The organism is Pseudomonas sp. ES1, from assembly GCF_050586605.1.
Classification (GTDB): Bacteria; Pseudomonadota; Gammaproteobacteria; order Pseudomonadales; family Pseudomonadaceae; genus Aquipseudomonas; species Aquipseudomonas sichuanensis.
In genome coordinates this window covers 44576-71130 of the sequence record NZ_JBOBDM010000010.1, presented here as the reverse complement: position 1 = coordinate 71130, position 26555 = coordinate 44576, and the positions used below count along the sequence as shown (strand labels likewise).

Genomic DNA, 26555 nt, shown 5'->3' with positions numbered 1-26555 from the left:
AAGCCAGCTCCCACAGGTACGGCGCAGGTCTGGGGATCGGCGCTGTACCTGTGGGAGCTGGCTTGCCAGCGATCCGGCCTTGAGGGCAACACCAGACGGTTGCCCCACAAGCCCCTCAGAAACAGCGCTGTGCCTATGGGCCAGCAAGCCGGCGACGAGGCGTTATCATGCGCGCTGCCCGGCGCAATGGCGAGCCCTCGTCAGGATCGAGCCTCGACCTCTTCATCGCGCCGATGCGCCCACTGATACAACGCCGGCAGCACCAGCAAGGTCAACGCGGTGGACGACAGGATGCCGCCAATCACCACGGTCGCCAGCGGCCGCTGCACCTCGGCGCCGGTGCCGGTGGCCAGGGCCATGGGGATGAAGCCCAGCGACGCCACCAATGCGGTCATCAGCACCGGGCGCAAGCGGGTCAGCGCGCCCTCCTCGACCGCCGCACGCAGCCCGCGGCCCTCTTCGCGCAGGTTGCGGATAAAGGCAATCATCACCAGGCCGTTGAGCACTGCCACCCCCGACAGCGCGATGAACCCCACCCCCGCCGAGATCGACAGCGGGATATCCCGCAGCCACAGCGCCAGCACACCGCCAGTCAGGGCAAACGGGATACCGGTGAACACCAGCAGGCCGTCCTTGAGGTTGTTGAACATCATCAGCAGCAGCGCCATCACCAGCAGCAACGACACCGGTACCACCACCCGCAAGCGCTCGGCGGCCGACTGCAGCTGCTCGAACTGGCCGCCCCAGCGGGTCCAGTAGCCCGGCGGGATCTGCACCTTGTCGATCAGCGCCTGCGACGCCTCTTCGACGAACGAGCCGAGGTCACGCCCGCGCACGTTGGCGCTGACCACCACCACCCGCTTGCCGTCCTCGCGGCTGATCTGGTTGGGGCCCAGTTGCAGGTTCAACGTGGCCACCTGGGACAACGGGATGAAGCCGATCTGCGTGGCGCCGCTGGCGGCAATGGCGGGCACCGGGATCAACAGGCTGGACAGCCCGTCCACATCGGTGCGCAGGGTTTCGGGCAGTCGTACCACCATGTCGAAGCGGCGGTCGCCCTCGTACAGGGTGCCAGCACTGCGCCCGCCCACGGCGATGGCGATGGCATCCTGCACGTCGCCCACGTTCAGGCCGTAACGTGCGGCCTTGTCGCGGTCGATATCGATGGTCAGCACCGGCAGGCCGGTGGTCTGCTCGACCTTCACTTCCGAGGCCCCCGGCACCTGCTGCAGGCCGGCGGCGATCTGCGCGGCGGTGCGGTTGAGCACCTCCATGTCGTCACCGAACACCTTCACCGCGACATCGCTGCGCACCCCGGAGATCAGCTCGTTGAAACGCAACTGGATCGGCTGCGACAGCTCGTAGTTGCTGCCCGGCACGCTGGCTGCAGCGCGTTGCACTTCGGCGATCAGCTCATCCCGCGGTTTGCCCGGGTCTTGCCATTGCTCGCGCGGCTTGAGCATCACGTAGGCATCGGAGATGTTCGGCGGCATCGGGTCGGAGGCGATTTCCGCCGTGCCGGTACGGGCGAACACCCGCTCCACTTCCGGTACCCGCTCGATGATGGTCTTTTCCAGACGCTGCTGCATGTCCACCGACTGCGACAGGCTGGTGCCCGGCACACGCAAGGCCTGCAGGGCGAAGTCGCCCTCGCTGAGGCTGGGGATGAACTCGCTGCCCATGCGGTTGGCCAGCACCCCCGACAGCAGCACCAGGGTGGCGGCGCCGGCAAAGGCCAGGTTGCGCCGGCCCAGCACCCAGTCCAGCACCGGGGCGTAACGGCGGCGCGCGGCGCGCATCACCACGCCCTCTTCTTCCTTCACCTTGCCTGTGACGAACAGTGCGATGGCCGCCGGCACGAAGGTCACCGAGAGGATCATCGCCCCCAGCAGCGCCAGCACCACGGTGAAGGCCATGGGGTGGAACATCTTGCCCTCGACCCCGGTCAGGGCAAAGATCGGCAGGTACACCACCATGATGATCAGCTGCCCGTAGATCAGCGGCCGGCGCGCCTCGCGGGCGGCGGCGAACACTTCATGGAAGCGCTCGGCACGGGTCAGGATGCGGCCATGGCGCTGCTGAGCGTGGGCCAGGCGGCGAATGGCGTTCTCGACGATCACCACCGCGCCGTCGACGATGATGCCGAAGTCCAGGGCGCCGAGGCTCATCAGGTTGGCGCTGACCTTGTTGCTGAACATGCCGGTAAAGGTGAACAGCATCGACAGCGGGATCACCATGGCGGTGATCAGCGCGGCGCGGATGTTGCCCAGGAACAGGAACAGCACGGCGATCACCAGGATCGCGCCTTCGATCAGGTTCTTCTTCACCGTGGCGATGGCTTTTTCGACCAGGTTGGTGCGGTCGTACACGGTGACCGCCACCACGCCCTTGGGCAGGCTGCGGTTGACCTCTTCCAGCTTGGCGGCCACGGCCTGGGACACTGTGCGGCTGTTCTCGCCGATCAGCATGAACACCGTGCCCAAGACCACCTCACGGCCGTTTTCGGTGGCCGCGCCCGAGCGCAGCTCCTGGCCCAGGCCCACCTCGGCCACATGGCTGACGCGGATCGGCGTGCCGTCGACACTGGAAATGACGATGTTGGCGATGTCCTCGGCCGAAGCCACCTGGCCCGGCGCACGGATCAGCAGCTGTTCGCCGTTGCGCTCGATGTAGCCGGCGCCGACGTTGGCGTTGTTGCGCTCCAGGGCGCCGATCAGGTCGTTGAGGGTCAGCTTGTAGGCCGCCAGGCGCTTGGGCTCCGGCGCGATCAGGTACTGCTTGGCATGGCCGCCGATGCTGTTCACCTCGGCCACGCCCGGCACGTTGCGCAGCTGCGGCTTGATGATCCAGTCCTGAATCACCCGCAGGTCGGTGGCGGTATAAGGCGTGCCGTCGTCCTTCAGCGCGCCGTCCTTGGCCTCCACGGTCCACAAAAAGATCTCGCCCAGGCCGGTGGAGATCGGCCCCATGGCCGCCTCGATGCCTTCGGGCAGTTGCTCGCGAGCCACCTGCAGGCGCTCGTTGACCAGCTGGCGGGCGAAGAAGATATCGGTGCTGTCATCGAAGATCACCGTCACCTGCGACAACCCCGAGCGCGACAGCGAGCGGGTCTGCTTGAGGCCCGGCAGGCCGGCCATGGCGGTTTCGATGGCGAAGGTGATGCGCTGCTCGGTTTCCAGCGGTGAATAACCGGGCGCGGCGGTGTTGATCTGCACCTGGACGTTGGTGATGTCGGGCACCGCGTCGATGGGCAGTTTCTGGTAGCTGTGGATGCCCACGGCGGCCATCAGCACCACGGCGAGCATCACCACCAGGCGTTGCTCGATGGCGAACTGGATCAGGCGTTCGAACATGTCAGGCGTTCCCGGTCAGTGGCTGTGTTCGGCCGAGCCTTTGCCCAGCTCGGACTTGAGGACGAAGCTGCCGGCGGCAGCCACCTGGGTACCGGCGGCGAGCCCCTCGTGGATCTCCACCTGGCCGCCATCGCGGCGGCCTGGTTTTACCGGGCGTGCCTCGAAGCCCTCAGCGGTGCGGGCGAACACCACGGTCTGCTCTTCCCAGGTTTGCAGGGCCGCTTCGGGCACCACCACGGCCGCGTCGAAACGCTCGACGGTGACGGCGATGTTGACGAACAGCCCCGGGCGCCAGGCGCCATTGGGGTTGGCCAGGGTGGCGCGGACGGTGGCGGCGCGGTTCTGCTCACCCAGCAGGCTGCCGACGTAGTTGACCTTGCCTTGCACCTGCGCGCCGAGGTCCGGTGCGCTGACGGTCACGCCACGGCCACTGACCACCTTGTCCAGGTCGCGCGGGGCCACGGCGAAGGTGGCCCAGACCCGGCTCAGGTCAGACAGGGTGAAGGCGTTGCTGGTCTCGTCCACCACCTCGCCCACGGTCAGGTGTTTCTCCACCACCACCGCATCGAACGGCGCGCGCAGCTCATAGCGGTTGCCCTTGCCGGCCGGCGCCACGGCGGCGACCTTCTGCCCGGCGTTGGCGGCGGCGATCTCGGCCTCCTGCAGCGCCTGGCGGGCCTGCAGGTAGTCCTGCTCGGCGCTGATGCGCTCCTGCCACAACTGCTTTTCGCGCTCGAAGGTCAGGCGCGCCAGCTCCAGACGGCGCTGGGCCGCCTGCTGCTCGCTGCGCAGTTCGGAGATCTGCTGGCTGGCGATCACCGCCAGCACCTGGCCGCGCTTGACCGCCTGGCCGAGGTCGGCATGCACCGACTCGACCACGCCGGGCACCCGGGGCACGACGTGGGCGGTGCGGTCCTCGTCGAAACGGATCTCGCCGGGGAAGCTGATGGCGGTGCCCAGGGTTTGCGGGCCAGCGGTGACCAGCTGCACGCCAGCGGCCTGGATCTGTTCGTCGGTGAGGTGCAGTTGGCCCTCCTCTTCGGCGTGGTCTTCACCTTCGGACGCAGCATGGCCGTGGCCATCGTCCTTTTCTTCGACATGGCCGTGGTCTTCTTCGCCATGGTCATCGTGCTGGGCCTGGGCACTGGAGGCCTGGCCGAGGGTGCCGGTCCAGGCCAGGCCGCCGAGGCCGAGGGCGGCCAGGGCAGCGGCGAGGATCGCGAGTTTGCGGGGGTTGGTCATTGTCATTCCTGCTGCAAAGGGTCGTCAGTCAATTCGCCGGGGCCGCTATGCGGCCCATTCGCCGGCAAGCCGGCTCCCACAAGGTGCGATGTGGTTTCTTGTGGGAGCCGGCTTGCCGGCGAATGGGCTGCACAGCAGCCCCCTTTCACCGTTCTGTCGAAAGCTCGCCATACAAGCGTTCCACCTGCGCCCGGGCATCGGTGGCCGAGGCCAGCGCCTCGAGGTACAACCCGCGCGCCTCGATCAAGGTGCGTTGGGCATCGAGCACATCGAGAAACGCGAACTTGCCCATTTCGAAGCCGCGGGTCGCGGTGTCCACCGCCTGCTGCGCCGCCGGCAGGATGGTGCGGTCATAGGCCTGCACCTCGCCCATGGCCGTGGCCCACTGGTCGAGGGCACTGCGGGTATCGCTGCGCAGGCGCAACTCCACGGCATTGCGCAGGTCGCGGGCCTGATCGGCGCGGCGCGAAGCGGCCAGCACGTTGCCCTGGTTGCGGTCGAACAGCGGCAGCGGCATCGACAGCCCCACTACATTGACTCGCTCACGGTCCTCGCGGCTGTACTGGCTGCCGACGCTGACGGTCAGGTCGGGGATGCGCTTGGCCTTCTCCGAGCCCAGGCTGGCCTCGCCACGCTCGATCTGCGCCGAGGCCAGACGCCAGTCGGCGGTTTGCTCGACCTTGCCCAACAACTGCTCGGCCTGAGGTGCCGGGCCGGGTGACAGGTTGCTGCCGTCGAGGCTGTCGAAGCCGGCCTGGGCGCTGCCGGTCAACCGCGCCAGGGCCTGCCAGGCCACGCTGCGCTGGGTACGGGCACGGCGCACCGCCGCCTCGGCCTGGGCCAGCTGCACCTGGGCGCGGGTCGCCTCGACCGGTGACGACTGGCCGGCCTTGACCCGCCCTTGTACCACCCGCAGCCCGCGCTCGGTCAGGGCCTGGGACTGCTGCGCCAGCTCCAGCGCGGTCTGTGCGCGCAGGGCGGCATGGAAGGCCTGGATCACATCGGCGCGCAGGCCGTTGCGCTGGCGCTCCAGTTCCAGTTGGGCGACCGACTGGCCGGCCTCGGCCACGTCGATGCGCGCACCGCGCTTGCCGCCCAGTTCCAGCGGTTGGCTGAGGGTGACGGTGGTGGTGCTGGTAGCGCGGCGGGTGTCCTCGACCTCCCAGGACAGCTCGGGGTTGGGGATCAGCCCGGCCTGGCGGCGCTCGCCCTCGGCAATGCCGATTTCGCGGCTGGCGGCGGCGAGTTCGGGGTTTTCGGCGAAGGCGGCGGCGAGCGCCTGGTCCAGGCTCAGGCCCTGGGCGCTGGCGGGGCCGGCCAGCAACAGGCAGAGCAAGGCGATCTTGCGGGGGATGGGCACGGCTTGGGTCCTCGTCGACGCGCGGCGGAATGCGTTGGCGAGGGACTGTAGGGAGCGGTGGTTATCGGGGCGGTGGCGTGAGGATTACAATTTTGTAATCTCGGTGGGCGCCTGGCCTGGATCGTGTGCGGGCCACCGGGTGTAGGGCGACAGCCTTGCAGCGCTCTCAAGATCGAGCGCCGCCCGCGCGGCGCTTCGCGGGTAAACCCGCTCCCACAGTTTATTTCGGGCCAGTATTTTCTGTGCCATCACCTGGTCCGCCTTGTTGGTACGACTCGGTTTCAGTGTGGGCGTTTCCGCCGCCCCACATGACTCAAGGCATGCACCAAGGCAGGCGCCGGTACTTTCACAGGAATAATTGGCCCGAAACAAACTGTGGGAGCGGGTTTACCCGCGAAGCGCCGCGCGGGCGGCGCTCGATCTCATAGGCGCCGCAAAAACACCGGCGAACCCATCCCGGCCCTACCCCAGTCCGATAATCGCCCATTATCCAGCCCGACTATTTGACGAAACTAACCGGGTAGTACAAAACTCACAACATCCAAAAACAACAAAGCGATACCCCGCCATGACCCCCCGAATCCTCGTGCTCAACGGCCCCAACCTCAACCTGCTGGGCACCCGCGAACCGGCCCAGTACGGCCACGAAACCCTCGCCGACCTGGCCAACCTGTGCGCCACCAGTGCCGCTGAACTGGGCCTTGAGCTGGAATTTCGCCAGACCAACCACGAAGGCGAACTGCTCGACTGGATCCACGCCGCCCGTGGCCGCTGCCACGGCATCCTGATCAACCCCGCCGCCTGGACCCACACCTCGGTCGCCATCCGCGACGCGCTGATCGCCAGCGAGCTGCCGGTGATCGAAGTGCATCTGTCCAACGTGCACAAGCGCGAACCCTTCCGTCACCTGTCGTTCGTCTCCAGCATCGCCGTCGGCGTGATCTGTGGCCTCGGCAGCCGAGGCTACAAGATGGCCCTGGCGTACTTCGCCGAGCACTTCAAGGAGCAGGCATGAGCACTCCAGGCATCCTCGCCGGCCTGATCGGCCGTGGCATCCAGGCCTCGCGCACCCCGGCGCTGCACGAGCATGAAGGCGATGCCCAGGCGCTGCGCTACCTGTACCGGCTGATCGACGCCGACCAACTGGGCGTGGACGACAGCGCCCTGGCGCAACTGCTCGATGCGGCCGAGCGCACCGGCTTCACCGGGCTGAACATCACCTTCCCGTTCAAGCAGGCGATCCTGCCCTTGCTCGACGAATTGTCGGACGAAGCGCGGGGGATCGGCGCAGTGAACACCGTAGTGCTGCGCGGCGGCAAACGGGTCGGCCACAACACCGACTGCCTGGGCTTCGCCGAAGGCCTGCGGCGTGGCCTGCCGGACGTGGCCAGGCGTCAGGTGGTGCAACTGGGCGCCGGCGGTGCGGGCTCGGCGGTGGCCCATGCGCTGCTGGCCGAAGGGGTCGAGCGGCTGGTGCTGTTCGAGGTGGACGCTGCCCGTGGCCAGGCGCTGGTGGACAACCTTACCCAGCACTTCGGTGTCGGCCGCGCAGTGCTCGGCAGCGACTTGGCCGGCGCAGTGGCCGAGGCCGATGGCCTGGTCAACACCACACCGGTGGGCATGACCAAGCTGCCGGGCATGCCCCTGCCGGCCACGCTGCTGCATGCCCGGCTGTGGGTGGCGGAGATCATCTATTTCCCGTTGGAGACCGAACTGCTGCGCCATGCCCGGGCCTTGGGCTGCCGCACGCTGGATGGCGGCACCATGGCGGTGTTCCAGGCGGTGAAGGCGTTCGAGCTGTTCAGCGGGCGCACGGCCGATGCCGAGCGCATGCAGGCGCATTTCGCCAGTTTTGATTGAGGTCCTGTAGGAGCGGCCTTGTGCCGCTCCTACAGAGGCCGTGGTTCAAGCCTTGATGTAACGCATCACCGCCTCGCAGATCACCTGCTTGTGGCGCTGCTTGACCTGCTCGTCCGACAGGTCGATCTGGAAGATATCGCCAAAGGTGTGGCGGTTGGACACCCGGTAGAAGCAGAACGAACTCATCAGCATGTGCAGGTCGATCACCTCGATCCCCGGGCGGAACACGCCTTCGCGCTCGCCACGGGCGAGGATCTTGCCCAGTGCATCGAGCACCATGCTGCTCATCTCGCGGATCACCGGCGACTGCTTGACGTACTCGCCGTAGTGAATGTTCTCGGTGCAGACGATGCGCACGAAATCGACGTTGTTGGCATGGTGGTCGAAGGTGAACTCCACCAGGCGCTGGATCGCCTGCTCGGGGGCCAGCGATTCGAGGTCAAGGCTGTGCTCGGTCTTGCGGATATCGCCGTAGAGCTTGACCAGGCACTCGACGTACAGCTGCTCCTTGCTGCCGAAGTAGTAGTAGATCATGCGCTTGGAGGTGGCGGTGCGCTCGGCGATGGCGTCCACCCGCGCGCCGGCCAGGCCCTGCTGGACGAACTCGGTGATGGCGGCCTGGAGAATGTTCTCGCGGGTCTTCTCCGGGTTGTTCTTGCGCGTTTTGCGCACCCCTTCGGCTTCTGGCTGGACTACCGAATCACTCATACCGACTCACAGGCTCATTGTAGGAATCCGCAGGATTATCCGTGAGCCGGGCGGCGCAGGGAAGCGCGCTGTTGGTCGGGTGGTCAGGTTTGCCATCAACGAACAGGCTTGTGATGCACCTGTACTGGCCTCATCGCCGGCAAGCCGGCTCCCACAGATTTGCGCGACCTTCAAGACCAACGACTTACCTGTGGGAGCTGGCTTGCCAGCGATGAGGCCCGTTCAGACCACCGATGAATTTCACAGCACCGGCTTACGCCCTGCCCCGCTACGCGCCTTGGCCATCGCGGCCAGGCGCACCGCCACGTTGGCCGCGCCGTATCCGGCATAGCCACCCTTGCGCTGCAGGACTTCGAAGAAGAACCGCCCTTCGAACGGCTCGGTGTACACGTGGAACAGCTCGCCGCCCTGGGCATCGCGGTCGTACAGCACGTTGTAGTAGGCCAGCTCACTCAAGAACTCATCGTCGAAATCGAAGCGCGCCGCCAGGTCGTCGTAGTAGTTCAGCGGGATCTCCAGCAACGGCACCCCAGCCTCCTTGGCCCGTGCCACCTCGCGGAAGATGTCGTCGCAGTCGAAGGCGATATGGTGCACGCCCGAGCCGCGATAACTGTTCAGCGCATGGGCAATGGCGGTATTGCGGTTCTCGGAGATGTTCAGCGGCACCCGCAAGGTGCCGCAGTGGCTGCGCAGGGCGCGGCTCTTGACCAGGCCGTAGGGGTCGGGCAGCACCAGCTCGTCGTCGGCGGTGAAATCGAACACGCTCTTGTAGAACAGCACCCAACTGTCCAGCGCCTCGGCGGGCAGCGCCAGGGCCATATGGTCGATGCGCTGCAGGCCACCACTGGCGGTGGCGCCCTGCTCCAGGCAAAAGTCGGTGTCGTAGATGCTCAGGCCCGCGCCTTCGGGCTCGACCAGGTACAGCAGGCTGCCATCAGGCGCCCGCACGGCTGGGATCTCCCGCTCGTTGGGGCCGACCAGGCCACGGAACGGCTGGCCGCGGTAGGCGGTGGCGCGCTGCAGCGCCGCCGGGCCGTCCTTCACCCGCAACGCGGTGGCGCACAGCGACGGGCCGTGGGCCTCGAAGAAGTTGTGGGCAAACGAATAGGGTTCGGCGTTGAGCACGATATTGATATCGCCCTGGCGCAGCAGGCGCACGGCCTTGCTGCGGTGCGCGCCGGCCTCGGCGAAGCCCAGGCGCTTGAGCCACACGCCCAGGCGCGCGCCGACGGCCTCGTCGACTGCGAACTCAAGAAACTCCACGCCGTCGTAGGCACTGGCGGCAGGCGGCGCAAACAGCACGCCCGGCTCCACGGCCCGGGCCTCGCGCTCCAGCTGCAGGCGAGTCTTCTCTTCCAGGTACAACAGCGAGCGCAGGCCATCGGCGGCATTCTGCCGAGGGGGCGCGGCGCGGAAGCCGTCGTTGAACACCTCCAGCGACAACGGCCCGCGGTAACCCGTGGCCAGGATCGGCGCGAGGAAACCGGCCAGGTCCATCTCGCCCTGCCCCGGGAAGCAGCGGAAATGCCGGCTCCACTCCAGCACGTCCATGGCCAGGATCGGCGCATCGGCCATCTGCACGAAGAAGATCTTGTCGCCCGGGATATCGCGGATGGCGCTCGGGTCGCCCTTGAGCGACAAGGTATGGAAGCTGTCGAGGATCACCCCCAGCGCCGCGTGGTCGGCCTGGCGCACCAGGTTCCACACCTGCTGGTAGGTGTTGACGTGGCGGCCCCAGGCCAATGCCTCGTAACCGATGCGCAGGCCACGACGGCCTGCGTGCTCGGCGAGCAGGCGCAGGTCGTCCACCAGCAGTTGCTCATCGCCCAGGGCATCGGGCTGCACGTTGCTGCACACCAACACCAGGTCGGTGCCCAGCTCCTGCATCAGGTCGAACTTGCGCTCGGCGCGGTCGAGGTTCTTGTGCAGGCGATCGCGCCGGCAGCCCTCGAAATCGCGAAACGGCTGGAACAGGGTGATGGCCAGCCCCAGATCGGCGCACATCTGGCGGATCTCGCGGGGGCTGCCGGCGTAATACAGCAGGTCGTTTTCGAAGATCTCGACGCCGTCGAAGCCCGCGGCGGCGATGGCTTCGAGTTTCTCTGGCAGGGTGCCGCTGAGGGACACGGTGGCGATCGAACGCTGCATGGCGGGTGTTCCTTGTTATTGGCGGGTGATGCGGTTGCTTGTGCCGGCCTCGTCGCCGGCAAGCCGGCTCGCACAACTTCAGGCCAGCGCAGCCCCTGTGGGAGCTGGCTTGCCAGCGATGAGGCCGGCGCTGCAACAACCGTTGGCACGATCGATTATTCGCAGGTAAAGTCGCCCCGGCAATGCACTTTGTACGAAACAGTTAGTTTTTGTTCGATTACCGAACAAAACCCGTTTCGACGAATTGATTCACCCCGCCCCGTGAACAACCATGATCACCAGTCGCAGGCCCGCCGGCCTTTCTTGCTGCCACGCCGGTCGTTCGGCGGAACCTGCGCTGTACAGCCCAACGTCACCACATAATAAGTTCAATAAAACGGGTACCGACCTATGCACAGCTTCCTCGCCCTGCGATCCGCATCGCCTCGTTCGTCTTCTCCCCATAGCCCCGTTGCCGTGCCCCGCGCGCGCTGACCACCGGCCCCTGACAAGAACAACGGAGACAACATGGCCCACTCAAGTTCCCAAGCCAAGAAAGCCACCGCCAGCGGATGGATCGGCTCTGCCCTCGAGTACTACGACTTCTTCATCTATGCCCAGGCCGCGGCGCTGATCTTCCCGCAGATCTTCTTCCCCAACACCGACCCGAAGATGGCCATCATCGCCTCGCTGGCCACCTATGGCGTGGGTTACCTGGCGCGCCCGGTGGGTGCCTTCGTGCTCGGCCACTGGGGCGATACCCGTGGGCGCAAGAACGTGCTGCTGCTGTGCATGTTCCTGATGGGCCTGTCGACCATGGCCGTGGGCCTGCTTCCCACCTACCACGACATCGGCCTGCTCGCCCCGGCGCTGCTGGTGGTGCTGCGCCTGGTGCAGGGCTTCGCCGTGGCCGGCGAGATCTCCGGGGCCAGCTCGATGATCATGGAGCACGCCCCCTTCGGCCGCCGCGGCTACTACGCAAGCTTCACCCTGCAGGGTGTGCAGGCCGGCCAGGTGATGGCGGCGGCGGTGTTCCTGCCGCTGGCCTACTTCATGCCCAGCGAAGCGTTCAACGAGTGGGGCTGGCGCATTCCGTTCCTGATGAGCGCCGTGGTGCTGATCGCCGGTTTCATCATCCGCAAAGAGGTGCATGAGACCCCGGCCTTCGTCCAGGAAGAAAAACAGGACAAGGTGGCCAAGTCGCCGATCAGCGAAGCCTTCCGCCACAGCTGGAAGCACATGGTGCTGGTGATGTTCATGGCCCTGATGAACGTGATCCCGGTGGTCGCCACCATCTTCGGCGCGGCCTACGCGGTGCAGCCGGCCTACGGCATCGGCTTCGACAAGAGCGTGTACCTGTGGATCCCGGTGGTGGGCAACATCGTCGCGGTGCTGGTGATCCCCTTCGTCGGCAACCTTTCCGACAAGATCGGCCGCCGCCCGACCATGATCGCCGGCTGCCTGGGCTCGGGCCTGCTGGCCTTCGTCTACCTGTACGCGATCAGCATCCAGAACGTGCCGCTGGCGTTCGTCGCCTCGATCGTCATGTGGGGCATGGTCTACCAGGGCTACAACGCGGTGTTCCCAAGCTTCTACCCAGAGCTGTTCCAGACCCGCTACCGGGTTTCGGCCATGGCCATCGCGCAGAACATCGGCACCATGCTCACCGCCATGCTGCCGGCCCTGTTCGCCCTGGTGGCGCCACCGGGTTCGGACAACATCCCAATGGTGGTCGGTGGCCTGGCGTTCTTCATCACCTGCGTGTGCGCCTTTGCCGCGTACCTCGCGCCGGAGACGCACCGCCTGGCCATGGAAGACCTGGGCAATCCGCAGGCCCAGCCCATGGAGCGCGAAGCCTATGAGGCCAGCCGCAAGGGCAGCTTGAAGGCATTCACTCACTAACAAACCAAGGGCCGCTCAGCGGCCCTTTTGCTATCTGGCACATGCCTTTTGGAACACGCGCCACTCACCAAAACGGGTGATTTCGGCGATTGCGCGGGTGTGGGAGCATTTCTCCAACCCCAGGGCCCAGGACCGGCGTCCGTTCAAGCAGAGGACCTGCCCCCCGATTGCATCCCCCTTGCGCGACTTCCAAGAAAGAGAAAAAGCCATGAATGCTCCCTTCGCACCGCAACGCCAGACCCAGGACTACCAACAAGCCGACGCCGCCCACCACATCCATGCGTTCCTGGATCAGAAGGCCCTGAACGCCGAAGGGCCGCGGGTGATGGTGCGCGGCGAGCGCCTGAACCTGTGGGACAACGACGGCAACCGCTACCTCGATGGCATGTCTGGCCTGTGGTGCACCCAGCTCGGCTATGGCCGCCGCGACCTGACCGCCGCCGCCGCCGCGCAGATGGACCAGCTGGCCTACTACAACATGTTCTTCCACACCACCCACCCGGCGGTGATCGAGCTGTCCGAGTTGCTGTTCAGCCTGCTGCCGGGCCACTACAGCCACGCCATCTACACCAACTCCGGCTCCGAAGCCAACGAGGTGCTGATCCGCACCGTGCGCCGTTACTGGCAGGTCGTCGGCCAGCCGCAGAAAAAGATCATGATCGGCCGCTGGAACGGCTACCACGGCTCGACCCTGGCGGCCACCGCCCTGGGCGGCATGAAGTTCATGCACGAGATGGGCGGGCTGATCCCCGACATCGCCCACATCGACGAGCCCTACTGGTACGCCGCCGGCGGCGAGCTGACCCCGGCCGAGTTCGGCAAGCGCTGCGCCCTGCAACTGGAAGAGAAGATTCTCGAACTGGGCGCCGAGAACGTCGCCGGCTTCATCGCCGAGCCGTTCCAGGGCGCGGGCGGCATGATCTTCCCGCCCGAGAGCTACTGGCCGGAAATCCAGCGCATCTGCCGCCAGTACGACGTGCTGCTGTGCGCCGACGAAGTCATCGGCGGCTTCGGCCGCACCGGCGAATGGTTCGCCCACGAATACTTCGGCTTCCAGCCCGACACCCTGTCCATCGCCAAGGGCCTGACCAGCGGCTACGTGCCCATGGGCGGCCTGGTGCTGAGCAAGCGCATCGCCGAGGCCCTGGTGGAGCGCGGCGGCGTGTTCGCCCACGGCCTGACCTACTCCGGCCACCCGGTGGCCGCTGCGGTGGCGGTGGCCAACCTCAAGGCCCTGCGCGACGAAAACATCGTCGCCACGGTGAAGGACGACACCGGCCCCTACCTGCAGCAGTTGCTGCGCGAAACCTTCAGCGATCACCCGCTGATCGGCGACATCCAGGGCACCGGCCTGCTGGGCGCCCTGCAGTTCGCCGAAGACAAGGCCAGCCGCAAGCGCTTCGCCAACGAAAACGACCTGGCCTGGCAGTGCCGCACCTTCGGTTTCGAAGAGGGCGTGATCATCCGCTCCACCCTCGGCCGCATGATCATGGCCCCGGCCCTGATCGCCACCCGCAGCGAACTCGACGAGCTGGTGGAAAAGACCCGCATCGCCGTCGACCGCACCGCACGCCTGGTCGGCAAGCTCTGACCTGAAGCCGCCGCCCACCCCTGCCAGGGTGGGCGGCTTGCGTGCACGGCCCCGGCCGCCCCCGCCTCAAGTGAAGCTCTCCAGACGGTGCGCGCCCCGCGTGTACCGCGGCGTCCTGTCGTCAATTTCCAGGAGTTCGCAATGCATACAACAACAAATACAGCCGATGCTCACGCCCATCCGTCCCCGTCGCAGGCCAGCGCAAGCGGCCGCTTCCGGCAAACCATGGGCCTTACCGCGCTGGTGCTGTTCGGCCTGGCGTACATGGTGCCGCTGGCGGTGTTCACCACCTACGGCCTGGTCACCCAGATGACCAAGGGCCACCTGCCCACCGCCTACCTGCTGACCCTCGCCGCCATGCTGCTGACCGCCTACAGCTACGGCCGCATGGTCCAGGCCCACCCGTTCTCCGGCTCCGTGTACACCTACACCCGCAAGGCCTTCGGCAGCTACTTCGGCTTCATGGCCGGCTGGACCTTGCTGCTCGACTACATCTTCCTGCCGTTGCTCAGCTACCTGCTGATCGGCATCTACATGGCCGAGTACTTCCCCGCCGTGCACGCCTGGGTGTGGGTGCTCGGCTCCATCGCCCTGGTGACCTTCCTCAACCTGATCGGCATCGAATCCATCACCCGGGTCAACTGCGTGCTGGTGGTGGCCCAACTGGTGTTCATCGTGGTCTTCGTCGGCTTGTCGATCCATAACATGGGCGCCCAGGCCGAGCCGGTTTCGCTGCTCAAGCCGTTCCACCACGAAGGCTTCGACATGCCGCTGATCATGACCGGCGCGGCGGTGCTGTGCCTGTCGTTCCTGGGCTTCGATGCGGTGTCGACCATGGCCGAGGAAACCGCCAACCCCAAGTTCCGCATCCCCCTGGCGATCATGGCGGTGACCCTGTTCGGCGGCCTGCTGTTCTTGATCGTGTCGTGGTGCGCGCAGATGGTGTTCCCCGAGTGGGCCATCTTCAAAGACCCGGACTCCGCCTCGCTGGACGTGATGCGCCGCGTCGGCGGCGAGCTGATGGTCACCGCCTTCACCGCCACCTACGTAGCGGGCTGCTTCGCCTCGGCGATGGTGTCCCAGGCCAGCGTGTCGCGGGTGCTGTTCGCCATGGGCCGCGACGGCGCGCTGCCGAAGGTGTTCGGCCGCCTGGTGACCAAGAAGCGCGTGCCCGCCACCGCGATCATGCTGGTCAGCCTGCTATCGCTGATTGCCCTGTTCATCACCCTCGACACCGTCGCCAACATGATCAGCTTCGGCGCGCTGTTCGCCTTCTCGGCGGTGAACCTGGCGGTGGTCAAGCATTACCTGGTGGACCAGAAACTGCGCGGGGGGCGCAACTGGCTGCTGTATGGCGCGATTCCGGCGCTGGGCTTTCTGACCACCATCTGGTTGTGGACCAGCCTGTCGAGCATGTCGTTCATGATCGGCTTGAGCTGGATGGCGTTGGGGTTCCTGTGTCTGCTGGGGATTACCAAGGCGTTTCGGGTCAAGTTGCCGGCGTTGCAGATGGCGGAGTGAGGGCTTGAGTGGGTGAAAACCCAGAGGAGCACATTTGTGCTCCTTTTCGTTGTATGGCGGTTATCAACTTTCGATCCTGAACGGACATCGTTTGCCAATAGCTGCGAATGGCCGTAGGTTGCTTCACCCCCTGACTCAAGGACCGAGCCGTGACTGCTTCCCCCGAAAAGATTCTTTTCCTCCCCGGTGCCTCCGGCAACACCCAGTTCTGGTGCCCCGTCGCCGAAGCCCTTGAAACATCCATTGCCGTGCAGCACATGGGCTGGCCCGGTTTTGGCAATACGCCAGCCAACCCGAATGTCACCTGCCTTGAGCACCTCGCCGCGCTGGCGATCGCAGAGTTCGACAGGCCCACAGCCTTGGTGGCGCAATCCATGGGCGGGGTTGTCGCGGTGCAGATCGCACTTGAGCGCCCCGACCTGATCACTCACCTGGTCCTCGCCGTCACTTCGGGCGGCTTGAACCTCCCCGCTCTGGGGGCCGAGGACTGGCGCACGGCGTTCGAATCAGATAACCCGAACCTGCCACGCTGGTTCCTCGATGACCGTACTGACCTGTCTGCCCGCTTGCAGGAACTGCAGCTGCCGGTACTGCTGTTGTGGGGTGGCATGGACCCGATCAGCCCGGTCGCGGTTGGCCAGCGGTTGGCGCAACTGATACCGGATGCCAGGCTGCAAGTGTTCCCCGAGGCTGGCCATGACCTTGGCCATACGCATGCCACGGCTGTCGCGCAACTCATCGACAGGCACCTTGTAACGATTGCGGGAACGATCTGACGGGACTATAAGAGCTCAACTTAACTTGAGGCCAATAGCCGTGGCAGCGAAAACAACCGCCGACAGCACACGGATGCTTAGCGTGGGTGAAGTCACCCGACGCAGCGGCGTACCGGTGTCCACGCTGCACTTCTACGAGGCCAAGGGGCTGATCGCCAGCACCCGCACGGCGGGCAACCAGCGGCGCTTCCCGGCACTGGTGCTGCGCACCATCGCCATCATCAAGGTGGCCCAGCGCACGGGCATTCCTCTTGAGGAAATCAAGCGTGCCCTGGGCCGCTACGCCCCCAACAGCAAGCTCACCGCCGCCCAGTGGGGGGAGATGTCATCGGCCTGGCGGGAGGATCTGAACGCGCGTATTCGCACGCTGGAGGCCCTGCGTGACAGCCTCGACAATTGCATTGGTTGCGGTTGCCTGTCGCTGGAGGATTGTCCATTGCGCAACCCGGGGGATGTGTTGGGGCAGGAAGGTGCGGGGCCGAGGATTCTCGAGAAGGGTGGCCGGACAGCTGGCGAGTCTTGATAGCGAAAGCGGGCATCGGCCATGCACAAGGCCGCTTGGTGTCCTTCAGAAGATTGCATCGAGGCCACCAGGTGCTCGGCGGTGTTTTTGCAGCGCCTATGAGATCGAGCGCCGCCCGCGCGGCGCATCGCTGGCAAGCCAGCTCCCACATCTGTTTCGGGCCAGTTATTCCTGTGATTTCATCACTGTCCGCCTTGTTTGTTCGACTCGGTATTGAAGTGGGCATCAAGGGCGCCTCGCCCGACTTGAGACATGCACCAAGGCGGGCAGCGGTACTTCCACAGACATAACTGGCCCGAAACAAATGTGGGAGCTGGCTTGCCAGCGATGCGCCGCGCGGGCGGCGCTCGATCTTGAGGGCGCTGCAAAAACACCGCCGAGCACCTGGTGGCCCACATGCGACTGCAAGGCAGGCACCTGGAATCCACCCTCACCCCCCCAGCCGTTGCTCAGCAAACAGTACCTGCACCGAATCCAGAAAATGATGCAGCTCCGGCACCTTGGTATTCAGGCTGCGCGCCCCATCATCCTCCACCCTGATCGCCACATTGCCAGTCTCGAATTGCTCGACCAGCCACTCCACAAAGGCCTCCACAGAACTGGCCACCACGAATTTCTCTTCTTCATCGCGGCCAAAATTGATGACCTGCCCCACGCTGCCCTGCTCCGCAGGGTCCAGGTCCACCCCCAGGTGATTGCCGCCATAGTCGTAGGCAAACGGAATCCAGTAACGGCTGGCATAGAGCGGCTTGATGGCACCCGGTGGTACCGAGTTGCAGAAGTCGCTGGCCGCCGCCATGTCTTCGTCAGACCACTCCTCGACCAGGTCCTTCCACGACGCCCAATGTTTAAGAGCCTCTGCCAAAGGCAGGAAAGTCAGCCCAAAGAACGGCCCAGTGCTCGCCTTGCCTCTTTGCCCGTCATGCCATCGGTAGAGTGCTTTCAAGCTCTCCGGAAAGTCCCGCCCAACCAGTTCTTCGAACTCGGCCAGCGCAGCCTCCGGGCAGCCTGGCGCCAGGTCTGCATGTACTTCGTCCAGGTTGGTTTCCAACCACGTATCCAGTCGCTCTAATACTGCTTTCATCACAAACCCCCTATGGACGAAGGCTTGAGCATAGAGCAGGACCAGGCACAGCGCCTCACCCCTGGCCGGCCGCCTGGGCTGAAGGCTTCAGCTCGCCGATCAACTCCAGCCGCGCACGCACGATATTGCGGCTGATGTTGAGCAACCGCCCGGTCTGCAACTGGTTGCCGTGGCAATAGCGGTAGGCCGTGCGGAAGATGGTGGCCTCGATGTGCTCGTACAGGTTGTCCAGGTTCTGTTCGTACAGCGCATTGAGCGCTGCCTCCAGGCTCACCTCCAAGGGCGCGGCGTAGCCGGCGGCTGCCGCTGCCGGCAAGTTGGGCCGCAGGTCGGCCAGGTTCAGGTCGCCCGGCTGCACGCGCTGGTGGCGGCACACCAGCAGCGCATGGTGCAGGGCGTTTTCCAGCTCGCGGATATTGCCCGGCCACGGGTGAGTGAGCAGCTTGCGCTCGGCCTCCTCGCTCAGGCACGCACGCTGGTAGCCCAGGCGCTGGCAGTGCTCCTCAAGGAAGAACTCGGCCAGCGGCAGGATGTCCCCTGGCCGCTCGCGTAGCGGCGGCAGGCGGATGGTCGCCACGTGCAGGCGGTAGAACAGGTCTTCGCGAAAGTGCCCGGCCACCACCGCGTCGGCCAGGTTGACGTTGGTCGCGGCCACCAGCCGCACATTGATCGGGATCGGCGTGCGTGACCCCAGGCGCACCACTTCGCGCTCCTGCAACACCCGCAGCAGCTTGACCTGCATGCCCAGCGGCAAGTCACCGATCTCGTCGAGGAACAGGGTGCCGCCGTTGGCCGCCTCGAACCAGCCGGCCTTGCTGCTGGTGGCGCCGGTAAAGGCGCCTTTTTCGTGGCCGAACAGCTCGCTCTCCACCAGGGTCTCGGGGAAGGCGCCGCAGTTCACCGCCACGAACGGCGCCTGGCTGCGCCGGCTCAGGTGGTGCACATGGCGAGCGACCAGCTCCTTGCCGGTACCGGTTTCGCCAATGATCAACGCATTGGCTTCACTGGGCGCCAGCCGCTCGATGCGGCTGAGCAGCTCCTGGGAGCGCGGGTCCTTGAAAACCAGCACGGTGGCGCGGACCGACTTGGTCAGTTCACGGGCGTGTGGGTGGGTCAGCTGGGTCATGATCGTTTCCTTACAACGGCGGCGATGGGCGTGCCATGGCGCATCATGCCCCAAACCCTGTTAGGCCAAATAATTATAAATTCGTCTTTGCATATTCCTTTTTACACATAGCCACCCCACTGCTGCTCCAGCAGCAGTGCAGCAGCAACAGCTGCCCCCGAACCAGCAGCCGTGCCGCCTGCAGCCCGCCAAAACCGGCGAAAAACCCCTGGCATGCATCTTGCCGACGCCTTGGCATCGCACTCGTCCAAGGATCGCGCCCATGCTCACTTTCTGCCGTAACGGCCTGCTCGCCCTCGCCTCACTGCTCTGCGCCTGGCCACTTCAGGCCGAACCGCTGGTGCCGGTCAGGATCGCCATCGTTTCCTTCACCCAGGGCGGCCAGCCGGTGTTCGGCGGCATCGCCGGGCGGGTCGTGGAAGAAGGCTGGCTGCAACAGGCCCTGCGCGAGCGCGGCGCCGAGCTGCAATGGCAAGCCCTGCCCCACGCCAACGCCGGCCCGCAGATCAACGAAGGCTTCGCCAACGGCAGCCTGGACTTCGCCGTGCGCGGCGACCTGCCCTCGGTGATCGCCCTGGCCGGCGGCGTGCCGGGCAAGCTGGTGGTGCCCGGCGGCAACGGCGACAACGTCTACCTGGTGGTGCCGGCCCACTCCAGCGCCACCACCATCGAAGACCTAAAGGGCAAACGCCTGGCCCTGCACCGTGGCCGCCCCTGGGAGTTCGCCTTCAGCCAGTTCCTCGCCAGCAAGGGCCTGAGCCTGGCCGACTTCAAGATCAGCAACCTCAACCCCCAGGTGGGCGCCGCCGCCGTGTCCGCCGGCAAGGTCGATGCCGCCGTGCTGCTCAGCGAAAGCTACCTGCTCGAAGACAAGCAGGTGGCCAAGGTGATCTGGTCGACCAAGCAAGGCAGCAACGACTGGCGCCTGGTCTCCGACCTGTGGGCCACCGACCGCTTCGTCAACGACCACGCCGACCTCACCCAGCTGGTGGCCAACGCCTGGGTGCGCGCCGCCGGCTGGATCGCCCAGGAACAGAACGCCGACGCCTTCTACCGCTACGCCTCGCGCGCCGGCACCCCAGAGAGCGTGCTGCGCCGGGAAAGCCAGGGCGACCCGGTGCCATGGGCGCAGCGCTGGGCACCGAAAACCGACGCCCAACTGCTGGCCCACTACAACGCCCTGAGCCAGTACGCCCTGGACAACAAACTGGTCCGCGCCAAGGTCGACATCGCCCCGGCGCTGGCCACCCATTTCACCCGCCAGGCCCTGCTCGAACAGAACCTGCAGCACACCTGGCCGGCCCTCGACACTGCCCAGAACGCCACCGGAGTTACCCCATGAGCATCGACTTCTTCACCCGCCTGCCGCTGCATGGCGAAACCCTTCACCTGCCCGGCGACCCACGCAACCGCGGCGACTGGCAGGCAACGTCCAGCGAAGGCGGCGCGGTCTCCGACTTTGCCGTGGGCGACGACTTCACCTACATCGACTACCTCGGCCAGATCGCCCGCGCCGCCGAAATCAACGGCTTCGGCGGCGTGCTGATGGTCAACGCCCCCGGCGGCGAAGAGCCGTGGACGGTGTGCTCGCTGCTGGCCCGGGAAACCCGCCGGCTCAAGTTCGTCACCGCCTTCCAGCCCTTCCACTTCTCGCCCTTCGCCGCCGCGCAGATGGCCGCCACCTACCAGCGCGCCAGCGGCAACCGCCTGGTGTGGAACATCATCAACGGCGGCTCGGAGGTGATCCAGCGCCAGGTCGGCGACTTCACCGACCACGACGACCGCTACCGCCGCGCCAGCGAATTCCTCGACGTGGTCAAGGGCTACTGGCACAACGAGCAGTTCCACTACCAGGGCACCTACTACCAGGCGGACGGCGGCGGCCTGCGCGGCCCGCAGAAAAAAGCCGAGCTGCCGCTGATCTGCACCGCCGGCTCCTCCGAGGCGGCCCGCGAGCTGGCCGCCAGGCACGCTGATTACTACCTGATGCGCGCCGAACGCCCCGAGGATATCCGCGCCCTGATCGACGATGTGCGCCAGCGCGCCATCGCCCACGGCAACCCCGGGATCCGCTTCGGCCTGTCGATCGACGTGATCACCCGCCCCAGCGACGAAGAAGCCTTCGCCGAAGCCAAGCGCTATTTCGACGAAGGCATCGCCAAGGGCGTGGTCAAGGCCCTGGCCGCCCATGCCGGGCTGCGCTCGGCGCGCAAGCTGAGCTTCGAGCACGAATACGGCGACAAGCACGAAGGCGTGGCCTTCGATGACTTCTTCATCCACCCCAACGTCTGGTCGGGCTTCGGCTACATCGGCCTGCCGCCGGGCATCGCCCTGGTGGGCAGCTACGCCAACGTGGTGGCGCGCATCCGCGAGTACCACGCGGTGGGCATCGACCTGTTCTTCCTCGCCGGCTACCCGCACCTGGAAGAAAGCTACCGCATCGGCGAGCACATCCTGCCGCACTTCCGTCAGCAACGCCGCCCCGCCGGCCGCCAGGCAGCGGCCAGCAACCCGGGGGTGCCGGCATGATCGAGCGCCCACCTTTTGGCCGGCGTCGCTTCATCGGCGCCAGCCTGGCCCTGGGCGGCCTGGCGCTAGGCGCCGGGCTGCTCGGCGGCTGCGACCAAGCCCCGCGCCCTGCCACCAGCAGCACCGGCGACAGCGGCCCACGCCATGGCGGGCGCCTGCGCCTGGGCATCATCGACGGCGGCCCCGGCGGTGACCTGGATGCCCACAAGCCCATGGGCGGCGGCATCGTCCGCGGCTTCGCCCTGTACAGCAAGCTGTGGGAGTGGGACGAAAACATGCTGCCGCGCCTGGCCCTGGCCGAAGAGGCCGAGGTCAGCGCCGACGGCAAGGTGTGGACCCTGCGCCTGCGCCAGGGCCTGGAGTTCCACCACGGCAAGACCATCGACGCCGACGACCTGATCTTCTCGGTGCGCCGCCTCACCGACCCGCAACTGGCCTCGCCCTACGCCGCGCTGTTGCACTGGATCGACCGCGACAACCTGCAAAAGCTCGACGACCGCACCATCCGCGTACGCTTCGTCGACGGCGCCGGCTTCGTGCCGCTGCCGGAAACCTGGGTCAACTTCGGCGGCATCGTGCCGGTGGACTACCACCCGCAAACCAACCCGGTGGGCGCCGGCCCCTACAAGCTGAAAAGCTTCACCCCCGGCCAGCGCTCGCTGTTCACCCGCTTCGAGAACTACTACAAGCCCAACCAGCCCTACGCCGACGAGCTGGAGATCATCGACTTCAAAGACCAGAACGCGCGCCTGGCCGCACTGCAGGCCGGGCAGATCGACCTGGCCAACGCCCTGGCCGGCGAGCACCTGCGCCTGTTGCAGGGCGTGCCCAACGTGCACACCCTCAGCTCGGTGACCAGCAACTGGCTGAGCTTCGACATGAACACACAAAAAGCGCCGTTCGATGACGTGCGGGTGCGCCAGGCCTTCCGCCTGCTGGCCGACCGCGAAGAGCTGGTGGCCCGCGCCCTGAACGGCCAGGGCCGGGTAGCCAACGACCTGTACGCGCCCCACGACCCGACCTTCGACCACAGCATTGCCCCGCGCCCCCACGACGTGGCGCAGGCCAGGGCGCTGCTGCGCGAGGCCGGCCACGAGCAGCTCAGCGTCGAGCTGGTGGCCGAGCAGGACGGCGCCGCCGTGACCTCGGCGCTGGTGTTCGCCGAACAGGCCAAGCGCGCCGGCGTCGACGTCCAGGTGCGCCAGGTCGACAGCGCCACCTTCAACGGCCCCCAGCACACCGAATGGGCCTTCAGCACCGGCGGCAGCATCGGTGCGCCGTTCCTCACCTGCGCCCTGCACGCCGACGCGCCGGTGTCGGTGGCCAACAAGACCCATTTCAACGACCCGCAGTTCGCCGAGCTGTTCCTCAAGGCCCTGGCCGAGCCCGATCTGGCCAAACGCACCCCGTTGGTCCACGCGGCGCAACGTATCCAGTACGAGCGCGGCGGCCTGCTGGTATGGGGTTACGCCAACCTGCTGGACGGCGTCTCCAGCCGGGTGGGCGGCGCGCACGCCGAGAAGACCCTGTTCCCCACCTGGCGCTTCGACCAGTTGTGGCTCAAGGAGCACGCCTGATGCGGCCCTTGCGCTGGCTCACGCTGCGCCTGGGCGGCGGTCTGTTGGGGGTGCTGAGCATCAGCCTGCTGGTGTTCCTCGCCATCCGCCTGCTGCCCTCGGACCCGGCACGGGTGATCCTCGGCCCCGGCGCGCCGGCATCGAGCGTGCAGGCCCTGCGGCACCAACTGGGCATGGACCGGCCCTTGGCCCGCCAATACCTGGACTGGCTGGGCAGCGCCCTGCGCGGTGACTTCGGCCAGTCGCTGGATTCCCACGTCGCCGTGGTGCCGCTGCTGGCCGAGCGCCTGGGCGCCTCGCTGGCCCTGCTCGGCGCCTTTGCGCTGCCGGCGCTGCTGCTGGCGCTGGCCCTGGGCAGCCTGCTGGCGCTGCGCCAGGGTGGCCGGCTCGACCGCCTGTGCCTGCCGCTGCTGGCGCTGTTCAAGTCGCTGCCGGTGTTCGTCGTCGCGGTGCTGTTGATCATGCTGCTGGCCACCAGCGTGTTCACCTGGCTGCCGGCCATGTCGCTGCTCGACAGCGAGCGTTCGCCCTGGGCCCAGCCCCGCTACCTGGCCCTGCCGGCGCTGACCCTGTTGCTGTCGGCCGCGCCCTACCTGGTGCGCCTGCAACGGGCGGCAATGATCGAGGCCTGGAACAGCGACTACCTCGACGCCGCCCGCCTGCGCGGCATCGCGCCCTGGCGCCTGCTGCTGCGCCACGCCCTGCCCAATGCCCTGCTGCCGCTGGTACAGGGCATGGCCCTGGTGCTCAGCGTGTTCTTCAGCAGCGTGCTGTTGGTAGAAATCGCCTTCAACTACCCCGGGCTGGGCAATCTGCTCAACGATGCCTTGCGCCGCCGCGACGTGCCGCTGATCCAGGCCGGCATCAGCCTGGTCGCGGCATTCGTGGTGCTGGTCAATCTGCTGGCCGATGGGCTGACGGTACTGCTCACCCCACGGCTGCGCACGGCGGGTTGAGCAACACAGGCGCAAGGTGCGCCGGGCGCTCCAGCAGCCGCCCGGCGTCGAAGGTCAGCACCCGGTTGGCCAGGCTGCGCACCACCTGCGGGTCATGGGTGACGAACAGCACGGCCAGGCCCTCGGCCTGCAAGCCTTGCAGCAGGTCGAGGATCGCCACCTGGGTGGCAGCGTCCAGCGCCGAGGTGATCTCATCGCACACCAACACCTTGGGCCTGCACGCCAGGGCACGGGCGATGGCGACCCGCTGGCGTTCACCCCCGGACAACTCGCCGGGGTACTTGCGCAGCACCTCCAGCGGCAACGCCACCCTGGCCAGCGCCTCGGCCAAGGCCGCCTGCAATGCCGCACCGGCCAGGCCGAAGCAGTGGCACAGCGGCGTGGCCAGGCTCTGGGCAATGCGCAAGCGAGGGTTCAGCGCCCGGTAGGCATTCTGGAACACGTACTGCACGGCGCGCCGCTGCCGGGCATCGCGCCTGTCCAGAGGCAAGGGCAGCGGCGCGCCGTCCAGCAGCAACTGCCCGCTCACCTCCTCACCCAGGCCAACCAACGCCCGGGCCAGGCTGGTCTTGCCGCAACCAGAGGCGCCGACCAACGCCAGGCATTCGCCCGCGTGCAAGGTGAAGGCCGCCGCGCTCAGCAAGGCTCGCCCGCCCTGGCGGATCGACAGCCCGCTCACGCTCAGCAGCGCGTCGGCACCCGGCGCGCAGGGCCTGCGCGTCGAGCGTTGCGGCATGGCGGCCAGCAACTGCTGGCCATAAGCATGGCGGGGCTGGCGGAAGAACGCCGTGGCCGTGGCGCTCTCCAGCAACTCACCGTCACGCATCAACAGCACCCGATCGGCCAGCGCCTCGACCAGCCCCAGGTCGTGGGACACATACAGCGCCGCCACCCCGCGCTGCCGGCACAGCCCGCGCAAGGTCTCGAGCACATGGGCCTGGGTGGTCACATCGAGCGCCGTGGTCGGCTCGTCCAGCACGATCAGCCGCGGCTGCAGCACGAACGCCAACGCCAGCAGCAGGCGCTGTTGCTGGCCGCCGGAAAGCTGATGGGCATAACGGCGCAGGAACCCGGCATCGTCGGGCAGGCCGACATCGACCAGGGTCTGGCGCAGCCGCGCCTGTTCGGCGGGGCCCGCCAGGCGCTGGTGCGCGCGCAAGGTTTCCAGCAGCAGGCTGCCGATACGCCGTGCCGGGTTGAGGGCCATGGCCGGATCCTGCGGCACATAGCCCACCAGCCCACCACGGGCCTGGCGCAGGGCATCGCCCTGCAAGCCCAGCAGCGCCTGGCCAGCCACCAGCACCTGCCCCGCGCTGACCCTGGCACCGCGCCTGGCGTGGGCCAGCAGCGCCAGGGCCAGGGTCGACTTGCCCGCGCCAGACTCGCCCACCAGGGCAACGATCTCCCCGACGGCAATGTTCAACGAGATCCCCTTGAGCACCTCGCGCCCCGAGGCCAGGGCCACCCGCAGGCCGCTGACAGTGAGTAGGTGTTCAGACATGGCTACCTTCCTGGAAACAACGGGAAACGCCTTCGGCCAGCAGGTCGCAGGCATAGGCAAACGAAGCGATCAACAACACCGGCAACAGCACCGGCCACGGCTGCAGGCGCAGCCCCATCTGGTTTTCCTGGATCATCAGCCCCCAGTCGGCCGCCGGTGGCGCCACCCCGTAGCCCAGAAAGCTCAAGCCCGAGAGGATGCCGACCGCCCAGGTCAGCAGGTTGCCGTAGTGCACCAGCAGCGGCCCGAGCATGTTCGGCAGGATTTCGCCGAGCAGGATCCGCCAACGCGGCACGCCCAGCAGCCGCACCGCCTCGACGAACTCCTGCCCGGCCAGGGCCAGGGCGCTGCTCCTGGCCAGGCGCAAGGTGCCCGGCAAGAAGGCGAACGCCACGCTCGCCACGATCAGCCACGGTTCACGGCCGAGCAACGACACCACCAGCAGCACCAGGATCAAATCCGGAAAGGCCAGCGACAGGTCGGCCAACCACTGCAACAGGCGGTCCGCCCAACCGCGGCTGAACCCCGCCAGCAGGCCCAGTACGGTGCCCACCAGCAAGGCCAGGGTGGCGGCGGCCAGGCTCATCAGCACCAGCGAACGACCGCCGGCCAGCACCCGCGACAGCACATCGCGCCCCAGGTAGTCGAAGCCCAGCGGCGCCCCGCCTAGCGCCGGGCCATACACCTCGCCGCGCAAGGCGGTGAGGTCATGGGGTGCCAGCCAAGGGCCGCACAAGGCCAGCAGCAGGATCGCCGCGAACCACAACAGGCCACGGCGCAACAGCTGCGTTGCCGAACCCTGGGCAACCTGGCGCATGG

Annotated in this window: 20 protein-coding genes; 11 read left to right on the top strand and 9 right to left on the bottom strand. The window is 66.8% G+C overall.

The genetic code is table 11. The features are described from left to right. Positions 1-200 precede the first annotated feature (200 nt). The 3 genes from ACQ4N9_RS06340 to ACQ4N9_RS06330 form a co-directional block, all read right to left on the bottom strand. Positions 201-3353, bottom strand: coding sequence for an efflux RND transporter permease subunit (locus tag ACQ4N9_RS06340; protein ID WP_390971099.1), 3153 nt, complete (start codon positions 3351-3353; stop codon positions 201-203). Between the two features lie 15 nt (positions 3354-3368). Further along, the gene (locus tag ACQ4N9_RS06335) at positions 3369-4595 is read right to left on the bottom strand and encodes an efflux RND transporter periplasmic adaptor subunit (RefSeq protein ID WP_390971097.1); all 1227 of its coding nucleotides are present in this window, start codon (positions 4593-4595) and stop codon (positions 3369-3371) included. A 145-nt stretch (positions 4596-4740) separates the two neighbouring features. Continuing rightward, positions 4741-5955 (bottom strand): TolC family protein, encoded by a 1215-nt coding sequence (locus ACQ4N9_RS06330; protein ID WP_390971095.1) that lies wholly within the window; start codon positions 5953-5955, stop codon positions 4741-4743. A 568-nt stretch (positions 5956-6523) separates the two neighbouring features. On the opposite strand from ACQ4N9_RS06330, the gene aroQ reads away from it, so the two are divergent. Continuing rightward, positions 6524-6970, top strand: coding sequence for a type II 3-dehydroquinate dehydratase (aroQ, locus tag ACQ4N9_RS06325; RefSeq protein WP_322359088.1), 447 nt, complete (start codon positions 6524-6526; stop codon positions 6968-6970). After that, positions 6967-7815, top strand: coding sequence for a shikimate dehydrogenase (locus ACQ4N9_RS06320; protein WP_390971093.1), 849 nt, complete (start codon positions 6967-6969; stop codon positions 7813-7815). The genes aroQ and ACQ4N9_RS06320 overlap by 4 nt, the downstream gene beginning before the upstream one ends. 45 nt (positions 7816-7860) lie before the next feature. Here ACQ4N9_RS06320 and ACQ4N9_RS06315 read toward each other — a convergent pair whose 3' ends face one another. Together ACQ4N9_RS06315 and quiC are read right to left on the bottom strand one after the other, a co-directional pair. Further along, a complete protein-coding gene (locus tag ACQ4N9_RS06315) occupies positions 7861-8523 on the bottom strand; it encodes a TetR/AcrR family transcriptional regulator (RefSeq protein WP_110995941.1) in 663 nt (220 codons plus the stop codon). A 240-nt stretch (positions 8524-8763) separates the two neighbouring features. Beyond that, positions 8764-10671 (bottom strand): 3-dehydroshikimate dehydratase QuiC, encoded by a 1908-nt coding sequence (quiC, locus tag ACQ4N9_RS06310; RefSeq protein ID WP_390971090.1) that lies wholly within the window; start codon positions 10669-10671, stop codon positions 8764-8766. Positions 10672-11178: 507 nt separating this feature from the next. On the opposite strand from quiC, the gene ACQ4N9_RS06305 reads away from it, so the two are divergent. From ACQ4N9_RS06305 to soxR, 5 genes are all read left to right on the top strand, one after another. Further along, entirely contained in the window at positions 11179-12552 is a 1374-nt protein-coding gene (locus tag ACQ4N9_RS06305; RefSeq protein ID WP_390971088.1) for an MFS transporter, read from the top strand. A gap of 208 nt (positions 12553-12760) precedes the next feature. Continuing rightward, a complete protein-coding gene (locus ACQ4N9_RS06300) occupies positions 12761-14143 on the top strand; it encodes an aspartate aminotransferase family protein (protein ID WP_125858389.1) in 1383 nt (460 codons plus the stop codon). A gap of 141 nt (positions 14144-14284) precedes the next feature. Beyond that, entirely contained in the window at positions 14285-15664 is a 1380-nt protein-coding gene (locus ACQ4N9_RS06295; protein ID WP_390971086.1) for an APC family permease, read from the top strand. A gap of 149 nt (positions 15665-15813) precedes the next feature. Next, complete coding sequence (locus ACQ4N9_RS06290; protein WP_390971084.1) at positions 15814-16440, top strand: alpha/beta fold hydrolase; 627 nt, start codon at positions 15814-15816, stop codon at positions 16438-16440. 73 nt (positions 16441-16513) lie between these two features. Continuing rightward, on the top strand, positions 16514-16963 hold the full coding sequence (gene soxR / locus ACQ4N9_RS06285; protein WP_347151306.1) for a redox-sensitive transcriptional activator SoxR: 450 nt from the start codon (positions 16514-16516) through the stop codon (positions 16961-16963). Between the two features lie 430 nt (positions 16964-17393). Here the strand turns inward: soxR and ACQ4N9_RS06280 are convergent, their stop codons facing one another. Further along, complete coding sequence (locus tag ACQ4N9_RS06280; protein WP_390971082.1) at positions 17394-18047, bottom strand: SMI1/KNR4 family protein; 654 nt, start codon at positions 18045-18047, stop codon at positions 17394-17396. A 55-nt stretch (positions 18048-18102) separates the two neighbouring features. Beyond that, positions 18103-19173: a sigma-54 interaction domain-containing protein gene (locus ACQ4N9_RS06275; protein ID WP_125463786.1), complete on the bottom strand. Its 1071-nt coding sequence runs from the start codon at positions 19171-19173 to the stop codon at positions 18103-18105. Between the two features lie 262 nt (positions 19174-19435). Here ACQ4N9_RS06275 and ACQ4N9_RS06270 point away from each other — a divergent pair, with 262 nt between their 5' ends. Genes ACQ4N9_RS06270 through ACQ4N9_RS06255 form a run of 4 tightly spaced genes read left to right on the top strand, consistent with a single transcriptional unit; the run spans position 19436 to position 24235 of the window. Beyond that, positions 19436-20515 carry a PhnD/SsuA/transferrin family substrate-binding protein gene (locus ACQ4N9_RS06270; protein ID WP_390971080.1) on the top strand — a complete coding sequence of 360 codons (1080 nt, stop codon included), beginning with the start codon at positions 19436-19438 and terminating at the stop codon, positions 20513-20515. Then, a complete protein-coding gene (locus tag ACQ4N9_RS06265) occupies positions 20512-21702 on the top strand; it encodes an LLM class flavin-dependent oxidoreductase (protein WP_390971078.1) in 1191 nt (396 codons plus the stop codon). Before ACQ4N9_RS06270 ends, ACQ4N9_RS06265 begins: the two co-directional genes overlap by 4 nt. Further along, the gene (locus tag ACQ4N9_RS06260; RefSeq protein ID WP_390971076.1) at positions 21699-23279 is read left to right on the top strand and encodes an ABC transporter substrate-binding protein; all 1581 of its coding nucleotides are present in this window, start codon (positions 21699-21701) and stop codon (positions 23277-23279) included. The genes ACQ4N9_RS06265 and ACQ4N9_RS06260 overlap by 4 nt, the downstream gene beginning before the upstream one ends. Beyond that, a complete protein-coding gene (locus ACQ4N9_RS06255; RefSeq protein ID WP_390971073.1) occupies positions 23279-24235 on the top strand; it encodes an ABC transporter permease in 957 nt (318 codons plus the stop codon). The genes ACQ4N9_RS06260 and ACQ4N9_RS06255 overlap by 1 nt, the downstream gene beginning before the upstream one ends. Here ACQ4N9_RS06255 and ACQ4N9_RS06250 read toward each other — a convergent pair. Then, on the bottom strand, positions 24207-25736 hold the full coding sequence (locus ACQ4N9_RS06250; protein ID WP_390971071.1) for an ATP-binding cassette domain-containing protein: 1530 nt from the start codon (positions 25734-25736) through the stop codon (positions 24207-24209). The genes ACQ4N9_RS06255 and ACQ4N9_RS06250 overlap by 29 nt on opposite strands. Then, positions 25729-26553, bottom strand: coding sequence for an ABC transporter permease (locus tag ACQ4N9_RS06245; RefSeq protein ID WP_390971069.1), 825 nt, complete (start codon positions 26551-26553; stop codon positions 25729-25731). Before ACQ4N9_RS06245 ends, ACQ4N9_RS06250 begins: the two co-directional genes overlap by 8 nt. Positions 26554-26555 lie beyond the last annotated feature (2 nt).